Genomic DNA, 14,841 nt, shown 5'->3' with positions numbered 1-14,841 from the left:
CGGTCTCCATACGGTGCGGCAGAATCGGCATAGGCTGTTCATACGAAGCGGCCAAATGATCGCAATGATCACCCGATCTCCCCAGACCTGAAGGCCTCATGCCCCCGACGCTCGCCTCGCTCGTCCACCACTCCGCGCTCAAGCTGACCGTGCGGGCGGGCGAGGACCGCCTGGACGTGCCCGTCCGCTGGGCGCATGTGAGCGAGCTGGCCGACCCCGTGCCCTACATGGAGGGCGGGGAACTGCTGCTGATCACCGCGCTGAAGCTGGACGCCGACGACCCCGAGGCGATGCGCCGTTATGTGAAGCGGCTGGTCGGCGCCGGAGTCGTCGGGCTCGGGTTCGCCGTCGGCGTCAACTACGACGAGATCCCCAAGGCCCTGGTCGACGCGGCCGAACAGGAGGGCCTGCCCCTGCTGGAGGTGCCGCGCCGCACCCCCTTCCTCGCGATCAGCAAGGCGGTGTCCGCCGCGATCGCCGCCGACCAGTACCGCGCGGTCACGGCCGGGTTCGCCGCCCAGCGGGAGCTGACCAGGCAGGCGCTGAGCGCGGGCCCGGAGGGACTGCTCGCCGCGCTCGCCGCACAGGTCGACGGCTGGGCGGCCCTGTACGACGCCTCGGGCGCCGTCGTCGCGACCGCGCCGGAATGGGCCGGGCGGCGCGCGGCACGGATCACCGCGGACGTGGAGCGGCTGCGGGAGCGGCCCGCGCCCGCCTCGTCGGTGGTCGGCAGCCCGGAGACCGAGGACCGCGTCGAACTGCACTCCCTGGGCACGGGCAGGCGCCCGCGGGCCGCGCTCGCCGTCGGCACCGCCGCCGCCCTCGGCACCGCCGAACGGTACGCCGTCCACTCCGCGATCGCCCTGCTCACCCTCACCACCGAGCGCTCCCGCTCGCTACAGGCGGCCGAGCAGCGGATCGGCGCGGCCGTGCTGCGGATGCTGCTGGCCGGTCAGCCGGACCACGCCCGGGCCGTCACCGGTGACCTGTACGGCGGGCTCCTCGACGCGCCCTTCCGGGTGATCGTCGCCGAGCCGGTGTCCGCGTCGGCCGCCCGGGCGCACGCGGACGCCCACGCCCACTCGGGCGTACCGATGCCGGTGGCCAAGCCCAGCCCGGCCGGCGCGCTGGCCGCCGCCGACGCGGGCGGCGATCCGCTGGGCGGGCTCGCGGAGACCGTGGAGGCCGCGGCCGCGCGCTCCGGTGAGGCCGTGCTGGTCGTCCCCGAGGGGGAGCGGCTGGTCGTACTGGCCGGGGACGGGGGAGCGGCGGTCGCCGCCTGCGCCGAGTACGCGGCGGCGCTGGAGGCGGCACGGGCCGTACCCGATCAGGCCGCCGTGGACGAGGACGAGCTGGTCGTGGGCCTGTCGGCGCCGGCCGGGCCGATCGCCGCGGCCGCCGCGTACAAGCAGGCCGAACAGGCGCTGTCGGTGGCCCGGCGGCGGGGGCGGGTGCTCGTGGAGCACGAGCAGCTGGCGGCGGGCTCGGTGCTGCCGCTGCTGGCCGACGACGCGGTGAAGGCGTTCGCGGACGGTCTGCTGCGCCCGCTGTACGAGCACGACGCGACCGGGCGCGGCGACCTGGTGGCCTCCCTGCGCGCCTGGCTCTCCCGCCACGGCCAGTGGGACGCGGCCGCGGCGGACCTCGGTGTGCACCGGCATACGTTGCGGTACCGGATGCGGAGGGTCGAGGAGATCCTGGGGCGCAGTCTCGACGACCCCGACGTCCGGATGGAGCTGTGGCTGGCATTGAAGGCGACCACCCCGGAGTAGCCGTACAAAGACAGCCCGTCCGTACAAAGACAGCCCGTCCGGCGTTTGAGGACGAGGCCGTTCAGGCCGATGTGGGGTCCAGGGGGCGGAGCCCTCTGGCGGGGTCGAAGGGGCGGAGCCCTTGGGGACGGGACGGGACGGGTAGGGGCGGCGGGGGCGAAAAACTCGCGGCCCCAGCCCCCCCACCACGCCAATACGGCGCATCCCCACCCCCCACCACTACGACTCGGACAAGCGCCCGCCGCTCACCCCCGTCCTACCGTGGGACACGAACGCACATCCCCCAACGCGGAAAGGCCGGGACTCGCACATGCCCCAGACAAAAAATGTGGGGGCCACCCACGCCTTCTGGCTGGCCGGCCGCCAGGTCACCGGCGAGGACACCCTCGACGTCACCTCCCCGTGGGACGGCCGACTGGTCGGCAAGGTCAGCGTGCCGACGGACGCCCAGGTCGAAGAGGCCGTGGCCGCCGCCTACGCCGTGCGGGACGAGTTCGCCGCCACCCCGGCCCATGTGCGCGCCGCCGCCCTGGACCACGTCAGCAAGCGCTTGGCCGAGCGCACCGAGGAGATCGCCCAGCTGATCTCCGCCGAGAACGGCAAGCCGATCAAGTGGGCCCGCGGCGAGGTCGGCCGCGCCGTGTCCGTGTTCCGGTTCGCGGCCGAGGAGGCCCGCCGGTTCAACGGCGGCGAGGCCCAGCGCCTCGACACCGACCTCGGCGGCCAGGGCCGCCTCGCGCTGACCCGCCGCTTCCCCAAGGGCGTCGTGCTCGGCATCGCGCCGTTCAACTTCCCGCTGAACCTGTGCGCCCACAAGGTCGCCCCTGCGATCGCCGTCGGCGCCCCGATCATCCTCAAGCCGGCGCCCGCCACCCCGCTCTCCGGCCTGATCATCGGCGACCTGCTCGCCGAGACCGACCTGCCCGCCGGCTCCTGGTCGGTCCTCCCGGTCGCCAACGACAAGATGCCCGCCCTCGTGCAGGACGAGCGCCTGCCGGTCATCTCCTTCACCGGCTCCGACAAGGTCGGCTACGCGATCATGGACTCGGTGCCGCGCAAGCACTGCACCCTGGAGCTGGGCGGCAACGGCGCGGCCGTCGTCCTCGGTGACTTCGCGAGCGACGCGGACCTGGACTGGGCCGCGACCCGCATCGCGACCTTCTCCAACTACCAGGGCGGCCAGTCCTGCATCTCGGTGCAGCGCGTGATCGTCGACGCCTCCGTCCACGACCGTCTGCTGCCGCGCATCGTCGCCGCCGTCGAGGCCCAGGCCACCGGCGACCCGTCCGACGACAGGACGGATGTCGGCCCGCTGGTCAGCGAGGCCGCCGCCGAGCGCGTCGAATCCTGGGTGAAGGAGGCCGTCGAGGCCGGTGCCACCCTGCTCACCGGCGGTGACCGCGACGGCGCCTCCTACGCGCCGACCGTCCTCACCGACGTGCCGGCCGACACCACCATCGCCTGCGAGGAGGTCTTCGGACCGGTCCTCACCGTGCAGAAGGTGGACGGCGAGGCCGAGGCCTTCGCGGCGGTCAACTCCTCCAAGTACGGCCTTCAGGCGGGCGTGTTCACCCATGACGTCCAGGTCGCCTTCCGCGCCCACCGCGCGCTGGAGGTCGGCGGCGTGGTCATCGGCGACGTGCCGTCCTACCGCGCGGACCAGATGCCGTACGGCGGCGCCAAGCAGTCCGGCGTCGGCCGCGAGGGCGTGAAGTTCGCGATGGACGACTACACCTACGAGCGCGTGCTGGTCCTCACCGGGCTCGCCCTCTAGCTCACGTGGTTCGCGGGGACCGTTTGCACACAGGTCCCCCGAAGGGGCCCGGCACCGATGCCTTCCGGTGCCGGGCCCCTTCTCTGTGTCGGCCTCCTCCGGACCCTCAACCGGAGAAGCCGACATGCGCGAGCCGCACCGGCCCGCGCAGCCTGACGCGGACGTCGTGCACGCCCTCGGCGACGATCCCGGCGCCGAGCGTCCGGTAGTCGTACGGACCGGGTGTGCCCGGCATCAGCGTGACCGGCACCGGGCCGCCGTCCAGGAACAGCTCGACCACGCCCTCGCCCGCCACCTGCGCCGTCACCTCCGTCACACCGTCACCGAAGTCGCAGTGCCGGTAGACGAGTTCGCCGCTGCCGCCGTCCACCGGGGTGACCGCGTCCCCCGACACCTTCGTGCGGTCGACTATGGCGATGCCGGACTGCTCGTCGAAGTCGGCCGCGTCCAGGCCGGTTTCGCACACCGGGCGCGGCGCCGCGGGCTCGCCGTCGAGGAGGACGGTCGTACGCAGCCGGACGTCCTCACTGGACGCGCCGACCAGCAGGTCGTACGGGCCCTGCTCCAGACGCCACCGGCCCAGGGCCACGTCCCAGAACTCGAATGCGGACAGCGGGACTTGGCAGGTCAGCTCCGTCCGCGCGCCCGGGGCCAGGGTCATGCGGCGGTGCGCGACCAGTTCGCGGCGCGGACGGACGGCCGACGGCTCCACGGCACGGGTGTAGAGCTGGACGACCTCGTCCGCCGTGACATCACCGGTGTTGGTGACCGTGAAGGACACCTGGACGGAGTCGTCCTCGACGCGGGCCGACAGATCGGCGTACGCGAACGACGCGTACGACAGGCCGTGGCCGAAGGGGAACAGCGGGGTGCCCTCGAAGTACAGATAGGTCTGGCGGGCGCCGATGACGTCGTAGTCGAGCAGGTCGGGCAGGTCGGAGTCGGCCGCGTACCAGGTCTGCGGGAGGCGGCCCGCGGGGGAGGCGTCACCCGCCAGCACCCGGGCCAGCGCGGTGCCCGCCGCCTGCCCGCCGTGCGCGGTCCACAGCACGGCGGGCAGCCGCGCGACATCCACCGCGTAGGGGTATGCCGAGACCAGGACCAGCGCCGTACGGGGGTTCGCGGCGCGGGCGGCGCGCAGCAGCCGCTCCTGCTGGGCGGGCAGGCCCAGGGTCGTACGGTCCTCGGTCTCGCGGCCGTTGATGTGCGGGTCGTTGCCCGCGACCACCAGGACCACATCGGCCCGTGCCGCGACGGCGGCCACCACCTGCTCGCCGCGCTCGGTCACGACCAGCTCGAAGATTTCCGGCTCCCCCTCGGCAACCTTCACTCCGTCGGCGGCGACACGGACGGGGCGACCCGTGCCGACATGCCGCAGGAGGTGACCGTTGTCGTGGGGTTCGAGGCGGAACGTCTCCTGGACGACCCAGCCGCCGGGCTGGTCCGCGGACGCGCGCACATATCCGTCCTCGGCGACCGAGAGGTAGCGGCCGTCGGGGGCGCGGAGCGTGAGGACGCCCTCGCCCCAGTCGACGAGGGCGAGTTCGGTGCCGGTGGCATCGGTGGTGAGCGGGGGCAGATCGGTGCGGCCGCAGAGCAGGGCGGGATCGAGGGCGCCCTCGGCCCCGCGCGCCTCCTCGGGCGCCTCGGGAGCCGGCGGCACATGGAGGAACGTACCGGCGGACGTCCGCAGCCGGATCCGGTCCACGCCCTCCGCGAACTCCACACGCTCGGCGCCGAACCGCTCGTACAGCCCCTCCAGCGGTGTGGACCGGTGCAGGAGCGTGCCGCTGTACCAGTCGAGCTTGCACTCGTCGGCGAGCAGGCCCACCACGGCGACGCGGGTGTCGTGGGCGAGGGGCAGCAGACCGTCGTTCTTCAGCAGGACCACCGCCTGTTCGGCGGCCTCCTGGGCGAGCGCGCGATGCGCCGGCGTGTCGAACTCGCCGGTGCCCACGTGGGGGTCGTGGCGCGGGTCGAACTCGCCGAGCCGGAAGCGGACCGAGAGCTGGCGGCGGACCGCGGTGTCGATGTCCGACTCGGTCAGCAGGCCCTGTTCGAGGGTGCCCCGGAGCCGGGCGGTGATCTTCGAGCTGTCCGTGCCGTGGTCGGTGAAGCTGTCGACGCCGGCCAGGACGGCCGCCGCCGTCGCCTCCTCATGGGTGTCGAAGTAGTGCTCGGTGTCGACCAGGTTGGAGGGCGCGCCCGCGTCCGAGCAGACCAGGAGGTCCTCGTCGGTCCAGGCGCGCAGCTGCTCGCGCAGATGCGGGGAGAGGTGATTGGGGCGGCCGTTGACCAGGTTGTAGGCGGGCATCACACCGGCCACCGCGCCCGACCGCACCGTCTCCCTGAAGGCGCGCAGGTCGTACTCGTGCAGCACGCGCGGGCGCACCGAGGAGGACGTGACGTCCCGGCCCGTCTCGTTGTTGTGCGCCAGCCAGTGCTTGAGGACCGGCGCGGTGCGCCAGTACACCGGGTGGTCGCCGCGCAGGCCGTGCGTGTACGCGGTGGCGATCGCCGAGGTCAGCTTCGGGTCCTCGGAGTAGCCCTCCTCGTTGCGGCCCCACAGCGGGTGGCGCAGCAGATTGACCGTCGGGGACCAGACGTTGAGGCCCACGCGGTCGTCGTGGGCGCGCAGCGCGCGGACCTCCCGGGACACCGCCTCGCCCACGCGCCGCACGAGGTCGGTGTTCCAGGTCGCGCCGAGGCCGACCGCCTGCGGGAAGACGGTGGCCGGGCCCATCCAGGCCACACCGTGCAATGCCTCCTGGCCGGTGCGGAACGCGGCGATGCCGAGCCGCTCGACGGCGGGAGCGAACTGGTGCAGGAAGGAGACCTTCTCGGCCGGGGTGAGCCGCGCCAGCAGGTCGTCGACGCGCTTCGCGAACGGCAGGTGCGGATCGCGAAAGGGCGGCGTGGGCGGCGTGTATGCGGTCACGTGCGGTTCCCCTTGCTACGGAGCGACGAGCTGCTTTCGAAGCGCTTCGATGCTCATTCGACACAGGGGTGGGTGTCAAGACGTCCTCGCCGATATTTCAAGCAGCACATAAGGAGAGGTCGCCTCGTACGCCTCGGAGGAATCTTGGAAGCGACCCTTGTGCGCCCCTGGGTGTTCACTTAACCTCGCAGCACATCGAAGCGCTTCGACGAAGAGGTCTGCGGCCGGGAGGTGCGCATACCGGGGCACGCGTCGGAGGACCGCTTCGGCTCAGCCAGTTCCACTCGAGACACCGCGGCCGCCACCGCCGGGTGTCCCTGGTGCGCCACGAAGGGTTGACGCAATGACGCCGAACGCCTCCTCCGCCTCCTCCGCCTCCCCCGCCTCCTCCGCGCCCAGCCGGAGAAGCTTCCTCGCCTCCACGGCGGTCGCCGCCGCAGCGGTGGCGGGAGGGATGCCGCTGCTCGCCGCCTGCGGTGGTGCGGACAGCGGCTCGGGCGGGGGATCCTCGTCGGGCAAGGGCGCGAAGAAGCTGCTTCCGGCCTACGTCGCGGGCAATGTGGTGACCCCGGACATCGCCTCGAAGAACGGCTCGGCGGTCGGCTTCACCGGCAAGCTCGACCTCGCCACCCTCAAGACGTCGGTGCCGAAGAAACTCGGCAAGGGCGGCAAGGTCAGCATCATGTCGCCGTTCTGGGGCACCCCGCCCAAGGCCGACAACGCCTACTACCGGGCGATGAACGACCGGATCGGCGTCGACGTCGCCTGGCAGAACCAGGACGGCAACACCTACGACCAGAAGCTCGGCGCGGTCCTCGCCTCCAGCGACGTACCGGACATGGTGGTCGTCCCCGGCTGGAACATGGGCGGCAAGATACCCAGCGCCATCATCGGCAAGTTCGCCGACCTCGGCCCCTATCTGTCCGGGGACGCGGTCAAGGACTACCCGAACCTCGCGGCCATCCCCACCGACGCCTGGCGGCGCTGCATCTTCGGCGGCAGGCTGCGCGGCCTGCCGATGCCCGCCTCCTACGTCACCAACATCGTGCCCCTCTACCGCAAGGACATCTTCGACAAGGAGGGGTACGAAATCCCGCGCTCGGCCGACGAGTTCATGGCGCTGGCCAAGGAGATCACCAACGCCAGGGCCAAGCGCTGGGCCTGCACGGACATGAAGTGGACGGCGTTCAACAGCTTCGGGGTGCTCTCCGGCAGCGAGAAGCCGCTCGGCTGGAACCTCGTCGACGGCAAGCTGATCAACCGCATCGAGACCCAGGAGTACCTGGAGGCGCTGGAGTGGACCCGCAAGCTGTTCGCGGCCGGCGTCGTCCACCCCGACGCCGAGCTCGGCAAGAGCAGCGCCACCGACCCCGGCCCCAAGTTCGCCGCCGCCGAGTTCCTGATCTACAACCAGGACATCTCGCAGTGGTGGAGCCGCACCGCCGAACAGGCCACCCAGAACCCGGACTACAAGATCTGGGGGATGGACATCTGGGGCCACGACGGCGGCGACCCGGCCCTGTTCGCCACGCAGCCCGCCAATATCTTCGCCTTCATCAGCAAGAAGGCCCCTGAGTCCGTGATCCGGGACGCGCTGGCCGTCGCCAACGTCACGGCCGCGCCGTACGGCACCGAGGAGTACATGCTCACCAACTACGGCGTCGAGGGCACCCACTACACCGTCAGGAACGGCGTGCCCACCAAGACCACCCAGGGCAACAACGAGGTCCTGAACGCCTACGTCATGGTCGCGAGCCCCGCCGCGACCATCGCCCACCCCGACTTCCCCGACGTCGCCAAGGGCCAGGTCGAGTGGCAGCAGCGGATGGGCGCCTTCACCAAGAAGTCGGCCTTCTACGGCCAGCAGATCACCGAGCCCACCCGCTACACCAATCTCTCCAACGACTTCGAGCAGTTGGAGGACGACATCGTCCGCGGCCGCAAGAAGATCAGTGACATGCAGCAGGCCGTCGCCGACTGGAAGAGCAAGGGCGGGGACAAGCTCCGCGACTGGTACCGCAAGCTGCTCGACGAGAACGGCTCCGCGGCCGGCTGACCGGGCACCGAGGCAAGGAGAACGACCGTGTCCCACAGCACGGTGCCTCGGAGCAGGGCCGAGGCCGACACGACGGGAAGCACCCCGGTGGCGTCAGGCGGCGCCACCGGCTCCCGGGAGAAACGGCAGTCCGGGAAGCCGAGCGTGCGGCTCAGATTCAGACGTGACCGCACGCTGCTCCTGATGACGCTGCCGGCCGTCCTGCTGGTCCTGCTCTTCAACTATGTGCCGATCCTCGGCAACATCGTCGCCTTCCAGGACTACGACCCGTACGTCAGCGACAACGGCGGCGTCTCCATGCTGCACAGCCCCTGGGTCGGCGTCGAGAACTTCCAGCGGATCTTCGAGGACTCGGCCTTCTGGGACGCCGTCCGCAACACGCTGGTGCTGTTCTTCCTCCAGCTGGTGCTGTACTTCCCGATCCCGATCGGGCTCGCGCTGCTCATCAACAGCGTGGTCAGGCCCCGGGTCCGGGCGCTGTCGCAGGCGATCCTCTACCTGCCGCACTTCTTCTCCTGGGTGCTGGTCATCGCGGTCTTCCAGCAGCTCTTCGGCGGCGCGGGCATCCTCTCGCAACTGCTGCGGCAGCACGGGTACGACGGCCTCGACATCATGACCGACCCGGACACCTTCAAGTTCCTGATCACCGCGCAGAGCGTGTGGAAGGACGCCGGCTGGGGGATCATCGTCTTCCTCGCCGCGCTGGCCTCGGTCAGCCCGGACCTGTACGAGGCCGCCGCGATGGACGGCGCCGGCCGGTGGCGCCGCATGTGGCACGTCACCCTGCCCGCGCTGCGCCCGGTGATCGCCCTGCTCCTGGTGCTCCGCGTGGGCGACGCCCTCACCGTCGGCTTCGAACAGATCCTGCTGCAACGCGATGCCGTCGGGCCGGGCGCGGCGGAGGTCCTCGACACCTTCGTGTGGTGGAACGGCGTGCGCAACCAGGACTTCGGCTATGCGGCGGCCGCCGGACTGATCAAGGGCGTCGTCAGCCTCGGCCTGGTCCTCGCCGCGAACAAAGTGGCCCATCTCATGGGCGAGCAGGGGGTGTACAAGAAGTGACCGCCGTGATCGACAGGCCGCCGAACGCCGAGCCCCGCCGGTGGCAGGCGCCGCCTCGCCCGGTGTGGGAGGAGCGACCCAGCAGGGCCGGCCTCGCGGGCAAGGGCCTGGTCCTTGCGCTCGCCTGCCTGGGCATCCTCTTCCCGCTGTGGATCGTCCTCGTCACCAGCCTCTCCTCACGCAGGACCATCGACGAGGCCGGCGGTCTGGTGATGATCCCCAAGGGCATCACCTTCGTCGCCTACCAGGAACTCCTCAGCGGCGGACAGGTCACCCGCGCGGCGGTGATCAGCATCCTGATCACCCTCGTCGGCACGCTGTTCTCGATGACGGTGTCCGTCCTGTGCGCGTACGGCCTCTCGCGCACCGGGTCGCTCGGTCACCGCTGGCTGCTGATGATCCTGCTGGCCACGATGTTCTTCAGCGCGGGCCTGATCCCGACGTATCTGCTGGTGCAGTCCCTGGGGCTGACCGACACCTACCTCGCCCTGATCCTGCCGAGCGCGATCAGCGTCTTCAACATCCTTGTCCTGCGCGGGTTCTTCATGGGCATCTCGCAGGAACTCATCGACAGCGCGCGGATCGACGGCGCGGGTGACGTCCGGATCCTGTGGCAGATCGTCATGCCGCTCTCCAGGGCGGTGCTCGCCGTGATCACCCTGTTCTACGCGGTGGGCTACTGGAGCGCCTGGTTCAACGCCTCGCTGTACCTCAACGACCAGGAAATGATGCCGCTGCAGAACGTCATGATCCAACTGGTCCAGAAACAGGAGGCCCCGGTGGGCCTGGGCCAGGCGATCAAGACGGGCCAGCTGTCTGGGCTCGCGGTACAGATGGCGGTCATGGTGATGGCGCTGCTGCCGGTGGCCGTGCTGTCTCCGTTCGTCCAGCGGCACTTCAAGAAGGGCATGCTGACCGGCGCGGTGAAGGGCTGAAGCCCGACCCGGGTGAGCGCCGTCGGGGTGCCGGCCGCGATGCGTCTGCTGCCGCGTCGTGGCTGGTCGCGCAGTTCCCCGCGCCCCTTCGGGGCGCGTCCCGATCCCAACCCACCTGCGAGGAACCCCAAGATGCCCAAGCTGAGCGACGTCACCCGTGGCCGCGTCCTCTTCGGCGGTGACTACAACCCCGAGCAGTGGCCCGAGGAGACCTGGCACGAGGACGTCCGGCTCATGCGGGACGCGGGTGTCAACTCGGTGACGATGGGCGTCTTCTCCTGGGCGAAGCTCGAACCCCGGCCGGGGGAGCGGGACTTCGGCTGGCTGGACACCCTCATGGACCTGATGCACACGGCCGGCATCGGCGTCGTCCTCGCCACCCCCACCTCCTCGCCCCCGCCCTGGATGGGCCGGCTCCACCCGGACACACTGCCCCGCGACGCCGACGGGTGCACCGAGTGGTGGGGCGGCCGCCAGCACTTCTCGCACTCCAGCGCCACCTACCGGCGCTACGCGGCCGCCATCACCGAGGACCTCGCCGCCCGCTACGCCGGCCACCCGGCCCTCACCCTGTGGCACATCAACAACGAGTACTGCACCTTCGACCACGGCGACGAGGCGGCCGCCGCCTTCCGCCGCTGGCTGCGCGACCGGTACGGCACCCTCCACGCCCTCAACACGGCCTGGGGCACGGCCTTCTGGGGCCAGGGATACGACACCTGGGACGGCATCCTCCCCCCGCGCCACACCCACTACCTGAAGAACCCGGCCCAGGTGCTGGACTTTCGCCGCTTCACCTCCGACATGCTCCTGGAGTGCTTCACGGCCGAGCGCGACATCGTTGCCCGGCACACCCCGCACATCCCGGTCACCACCAACTTCATGCCGCTGTGGACCGGCCAGGACGCCTGGCGCTGGGCCGAGGAGGAGGACGTCGTCTCGGTCGACCTCTACCCCGACCCGCGCGACCCCCTCGGCCCGCAGCACGGTGCGCTGATCCAGGACCTCACCCGGTCCCAGGCCCGCGGTCCCTGGATGCTCATGGAACAGGCGGCCGGACCCGTCAACTGGCGGGGTGTGAACCACCCCAAGCCCCGCGGCCTCAACCGCCTCTGGTCCCTCCAGGCCGTGGCCCGCGGTGCCGACGCCGTCTGCTACTTCCAGTGGCGCCAGTCCCGGCAGGGCGCGGAGAAGTTCCACTCCGGGATGGTCGGCCACGCGGGGGAGCGGGGCCGTACGTACCAGGAGATCAGACGGCTCGGCGCCGAACTCGCGCTCATCGGACCCGAAGCGGTGGGCGGCCGCATCCGCTGCGACATCGCGATCCTGCACGACTGGCACGCCTGGTGGGCCGGTGCCCAGGAGGGCCGCCCCTCCACCGAGGTCGATCACCCGGCCCTCCTGCACGCCTGGCACCGCGCCCTGTGGGAGTCCCACCTCACCACCGACTTCGCCCACCCCGAGCACGACCTGTCCGGCTACAAGCTCGTCGTCGTCCCCCAGCTCTACCTCCTCACCGACACGGCGATCGAGAACCTCCTCGCCCACGTCCGCGGCGGGGGCACCCTGGTCTGCGGCTTCATGACCGGCGTCGCCGACAAGGACGACCGGGTGCGGCCCGGCGGCATGGACGCCCGGCTGCGCGAGCTGTTCGGCATCCGCACGCTGCACGAGTGGTGGCCCCTGGACGCCGGGGAGACCGTCGCCTGCGACGGCTTCCGCGGGACCCTGTGGTCGGAGGAGATCGAGGCCGCGCCCGACGCCACCGAGACGGTCCGCTACAAGGGCGGGGAACTCGACGGCCTGCCCGCCGTCCTGCGCAAGAGCCAGGCGTGGTACGTCTCCACGCTCCCGGAGCCCGAGGCGCTGCGCGGACTGCTCGCCCGTGTCGCCGCCGACGCGGGTGTCCGCCCGGTGCTCGACGGAGTCCCGCCGGGCGTGGAGGCCGTCCGCCGCGGCGATCTGCTGTTCCTGCTCAACCACGGGCGCGAGTCGGTCACCGTCGAGTGCCCCGGCACCCACCGCGACCTGCTCACCGGCACGACGGTCACGGACGAGGTCACCCTCGGCCGCTACGGTGCGGCGGTGCTCAGGTCATGACCACCGGACCCGTCCACGGAACCTGGGAGCCCCTCCCGGCCGCCCGCTGGGAGGAAGCCTTCCTCAGCGGCAACGGCCACCACGGCACCCTTGTGTTCGGTGATCCGAACGCCGACCGTGTCATCGTCACCCATCACACCCTCGTCCGCCCCAACGGCGGCGAGTCGGCCCGTCCTCCGCAGCTCGCCGCCGAACTCCCCGCCCTCCAGGACCGGTTGCTCGCGGGCGACCGGACGGCCGCCGAGGGCTTCACCGACGGCCGTCCGCTGCAGTGGGTGCAGCCGTTCCACCCTGCCTTCCAGATACGGCTGCGGCGGCCTCCCGGCGACCGGCACGACTACCGTCGGTCCCTCGACTTCGCCACCGGCGAGGCGACGGCCCACTGCGACGGCTGGAGCAGCCGGGTCTTCGTCTCCCGCGCGGACGACGTGATCGTCCAGCAGGTCACCGCCACCGACCTCACGCTCGACATCCGGCTGGACCATCGGCTCCCCGGCGCGCCCACCGGCCTGGGCGTCGGCCACGGCGCCCTGCGCATCCCCGAGGGCGCCGTGCTCAGCCTCCATGCCCGCTATCCCGGCAGCGACCGCGCCTACACGGGCGTGACCCTGGTCGCGACCGGAGGGGGTACGACGACCCTCGTCCCACCGGGGGTGCGCCTGAAGGGCGGCGAGTCCGTCCTGCTGCTCACCCGGGTACGGCGTCACACCGGGGAACCGGCCGTCGTCGAGGAGGCACGGGCCCTGCGCGACCTCCTCACGGAAGCGCCCGGACCACGGTCGTACGAGGACCTCCTCGACCGCCATCTCTCCCTCCACCGCACCGCCTACCGCCGCGTGACCCTCGACCTCGCCGCCGACCCGGCGGAACGCGCCCTGCCCGGCTCCGCCCTGCTGGAGCACCCGCTCGGCCCGGCCCTCCTGGAGCGGCTCTTCGCGGCCGGCCGCTACCACCTGCTCTCCGCGAGCGGCCTGTTTCCGCCGAGGCTCACCGGCCTGTGGACCGGTGACTGGAACACCGCCTGGTCCGGCGCCTTCACCACCGACGCCAACCTCAACCTCCAGACGGCCTCGGCGGCGTCCGCCGCGCTCCCCGAAGTCACCGCGGCACAGGTCGAGCTGATACACCGTCAACTCTTCGACTGGCGGGACAACGCCCGCACGATCTTCGGCACCCGGGGCGTGGTCGCGCCCTCGCACACCGACGGCGAGTCCGGGCTGTCGTACCACTTCAGCCGCGAGTACCCGCTGCACCTGTGGACCGCGGGCGCCGACTGGCTGCTCAAGCCGCTCGTCGACCACGAGGAGACCAGCGGTGAGCGGGACCCGCGCACCGCCGCCGCCCTCGCCGAGGTCGCACGGTTCTACGAGGACTTCCTCACCCGCACCGACGAGCACGGGCACCTGGTCGTCGTCCCCTCCTACTCACCCGAGAACCGGCCCGCCAACGGGAGCTGGGGCGCGATCAACGCGGCCATGGACCTCTCCGCCGCCCGGCACGCCCTGCTCACGGCCGCCGACCGCCATCCGGAGCACGCGGCCGCCTGGCGTGCCCTCGCCGGCCGGCTCCCCCCGCACCGCGTCAACGCCGACGGCGCCCTGGCCGAATGGGCCCGGCCGGGCCTGGAGGACACCTACGACCACCGCCACCTCAGCCATCTGTACGGGGTCTGGCCCCTCGACGAGATCAACCCGTACGACACCCCGGACCTGGCAAAGGCCGCCCACCGCGCCCTCGAACTGCGCGGCTCGGAGAACCACTCGGCCCACGGCCATCTGCACCACGCCCTGATCGCCGCCCGGCTCAGGGACGCCGACCGGGTCGCCCACGCCCTCGCCTGGGTGCTGGAGGGCGACTTCTTCCACGCATCCCTGATGAGCGCCCACTACCCCGGCCGCGACGTCTACAACGCGGACGCCGCGCACACCCTGCCCGCCGTGCTGATCGAGACGCTCGTCCAGTCGACCCCCGACCGGCTGGTCCTGCTGCCCGCGCTGCCGGCGGCGTACCCGGAGGGCGAACTCCGCGGTGTGCGCACCAGGTTCGGCGCGGAGATCGACCTGGCCTGGAGCCCCGGCGGTGCCATGGCGGTCGTCCGACCGACCCGCACCCACCGCATCGACCTGCGGACTTCCTCCGGCGCACAGCCGCTCGACCTGGTCGCCGGAGAAGACCGCGTCCTCACCCTGAGGGCGCGGTGACCC

Annotated in this window: 8 protein-coding genes; 7 read left to right on the top strand and 1 reads right to left on the bottom strand. The window is 71.7% G+C overall.

Translation table 11 applies throughout. The features are described 5' to 3' along the window. The first annotated feature begins 98 nt into the window (after nucleotides 1-98). Nucleotides 99-1,772 (top strand): PucR family transcriptional regulator, encoded by a 1,674-nt coding sequence (locus tag ACFY1J_RS33995; protein ID WP_390732538.1) that lies wholly within the window; start codon nucleotides 99-101, stop codon nucleotides 1,770-1,772. Between the two features lie 328 nt (nucleotides 1,773-2,100). Next, nucleotides 2,101-3,546: an aldehyde dehydrogenase family protein gene (locus ACFY1J_RS33990; protein ID WP_390712441.1), complete on the top strand. Its 1,446-nt coding sequence runs from the start codon at nucleotides 2,101-2,103 to the stop codon at nucleotides 3,544-3,546. Between the two features lie 106 nt (nucleotides 3,547-3,652). On the opposite strand, the gene ACFY1J_RS33985 is transcribed toward ACFY1J_RS33990, so the two are convergent. After that, a complete protein-coding gene (locus ACFY1J_RS33985; protein WP_390732537.1) occupies nucleotides 3,653-6,484 on the bottom strand; it encodes a glycoside hydrolase family 3 C-terminal domain-containing protein in 2,832 nt (943 codons plus the stop codon). Between the two features lie 343 nt (nucleotides 6,485-6,827). On the opposite strand from ACFY1J_RS33985, the gene ACFY1J_RS33980 reads away from it, so the two are divergent. The 5 genes from ACFY1J_RS33980 (at nucleotide 6,828) to ACFY1J_RS33960 (ending at nucleotide 14,838) form a co-directional block, all read left to right on the top strand. Continuing rightward, the gene (locus ACFY1J_RS33980; protein ID WP_390732536.1) at nucleotides 6,828-8,540 is read left to right on the top strand and encodes an extracellular solute-binding protein; all 1,713 of its coding nucleotides are present in this window, start codon (nucleotides 6,828-6,830) and stop codon (nucleotides 8,538-8,540) included. A gap of 27 nt (nucleotides 8,541-8,567) precedes the next feature. Continuing rightward, nucleotides 8,568-9,602: an ABC transporter permease gene (locus ACFY1J_RS33975; RefSeq protein ID WP_390712388.1), complete on the top strand. Its 1,035-nt coding sequence runs from the start codon at nucleotides 8,568-8,570 to the stop codon at nucleotides 9,600-9,602. Beyond that, nucleotides 9,599-10,537, top strand: a complete 939-nt coding sequence (locus tag ACFY1J_RS33970) for a carbohydrate ABC transporter permease (RefSeq protein WP_390712389.1) — start codon at nucleotides 9,599-9,601, stop codon at nucleotides 10,535-10,537. Before ACFY1J_RS33975 ends, ACFY1J_RS33970 begins: the two co-directional genes overlap by 4 nt. A 132-nt stretch (nucleotides 10,538-10,669) precedes the next feature. Next, a complete protein-coding gene (locus ACFY1J_RS33965; protein WP_390712390.1) occupies nucleotides 10,670-12,637 on the top strand; it encodes a beta-galactosidase in 1,968 nt (655 codons plus the stop codon). Continuing rightward, the gene (locus tag ACFY1J_RS33960) at nucleotides 12,634-14,838 is read left to right on the top strand and encodes a glycoside hydrolase N-terminal domain-containing protein (protein WP_390732535.1); all 2,205 of its coding nucleotides are present in this window, start codon (nucleotides 12,634-12,636) and stop codon (nucleotides 14,836-14,838) included. Before ACFY1J_RS33965 ends, ACFY1J_RS33960 begins: the two co-directional genes overlap by 4 nt. The last annotated feature ends 3 nt before the right edge of the window (nucleotides 14,839-14,841 follow it).

Source organism: Streptomyces sp. NPDC001406 (genome assembly GCF_042895285.1).
Classification (GTDB): Bacteria; Actinomycetota; Actinomycetes; order Streptomycetales; family Streptomycetaceae; genus Streptomyces.
The sequence above is the reverse complement of the archived record's forward strand: the minus strand, read 5'-3'. Positions and strand labels throughout refer to the sequence as shown.